The organism is Mesorhizobium sp. M7A.F.Ca.CA.004.12.1.1 (assembly GCF_003997835.1).
Lineage (GTDB): Bacteria > Pseudomonadota > Alphaproteobacteria > Rhizobiales > Rhizobiaceae > Mesorhizobium.
In genome coordinates this window covers 1-1210 of sequence record NZ_RZRK01001220.1, presented here as the reverse complement: position 1 = coordinate 1210, position 1210 = coordinate 1, and the positions used below count along the sequence as shown (strand labels likewise).

Here is a 1210-nt window from a genome sequence, read left to right as displayed (position 1 = left end):
CTGGCGTGCAGCGCAGCGCGCCGGGCTGTCCGAGATCCCGGTCATCATCCGCGAGGTCAACGATCGCACCGCGCTCGAACTGGCGATCATCGAAAACGTCCAGCGCACCGACCTCAACGCGGTCGAGGAAGCGCTCGGTTATCAGCAGCTGATCGACGAGCACGGCTACACCCAGGCCGATCTCGGCCAGGTGATCGGCAAGAGCCGCAGCCATGTCGCCAACACGCTCAGGCTCTTGAAGCTGCCGGATGTGATCCGCGACATGCTGATCGACGGCGCGCTGTCGGCGGGTCATGCCCGCACGCTGGTGACGGCGGAAGATCCGGCGGGCCTTGCCAAGCGCATCGTCGAAGAAGGACTTTCGGTGCGCCAGGCCGAAGCGCTGGCGCAGATGCCGGCCGGCACCAGCAGCGCCAGGGAAGCCAGGCCGGCGCCAAGTCCTGACGAGAAGGACGCCGACACGCTGGCGCTGGAAAAACTGTTGACCGATACGATCGGCATGATCGTGTCGGTGGATCACAAGGGCAGAGGCGGCACGCTTCGGGTAGCCTATCGCTCGCTGGAACAGCTCGATGAGTTGTGCAGGCGGCTGAAGCAGGAACGATAATTAGCCGGCGAATTATCTTCAGGCCGGATTTTTGGCGAAATCGGCGACGCCGCTAATCTCGCTCCTTGAGGGGGAGATGGCCGGCAGGCCAGAGGGGGTCGCCTCACACCAAGCGCCGGCGCCCTTGCGGAAGACATGAAGACGTAAGGAAGTAAGGAAGTAAGGAAGTAAGGAGGCCAGCGCTCCACGCGCAACGACCCCCTCTGTCGCCTTTCGGCGACATCTCCCCCTCGAGGGGGGAGATCAGCCGCGCTGCGCCAACCGGCTACTCTCCACCGCAATCCCCAGCAGCGCCTGCCGTGCCAGCGCCACGGAAAGGTCCGGCCGCCGTCGTGTCTGCAACACCGCCGTCTGCAGCCGGGTCAACGCGCGGCCGAGCGCGTCGGCGCTCCAGCGCTCCAGTGCCTTCTCGACCAGCTTGCGCCTGGAGAAAAACACCGGCGGGCGGGCGGCGGCAACGACCGAGGCGGCGTTGCGGTTACCGGACTCCATCTGGCCGCGCATGATTTGGATCTGCTGCAACTGCCGCATCGCCGAAGACAGCACCAGGAAAGGCTGGCCGCCGGACTGGCAATGGCGGGGAAAGGCAGGGTCGAAGTCGCC

The 1210-nt window shown here is 65.6% G+C and carries 1 protein-coding gene and 1 pseudogene; one reads left to right on the top strand and one right to left on the bottom strand.

From position 1 onward, the window contains the following. Positions 1-607 (top strand): ParB/RepB/Spo0J family partition protein (locus EN984_RS35280; RefSeq protein ID WP_127384387.1); only part of this gene is annotated, 607 nt, incomplete at its 5' end. Positions 608-850: 243 nt separating this feature from the next. Here the strand turns inward: EN984_RS35280 and holA are convergent. Then, a pseudogene (gene holA / locus EN984_RS35275) lies at positions 851-1210 on the bottom strand (DNA polymerase III subunit delta); the annotation flags it as partial.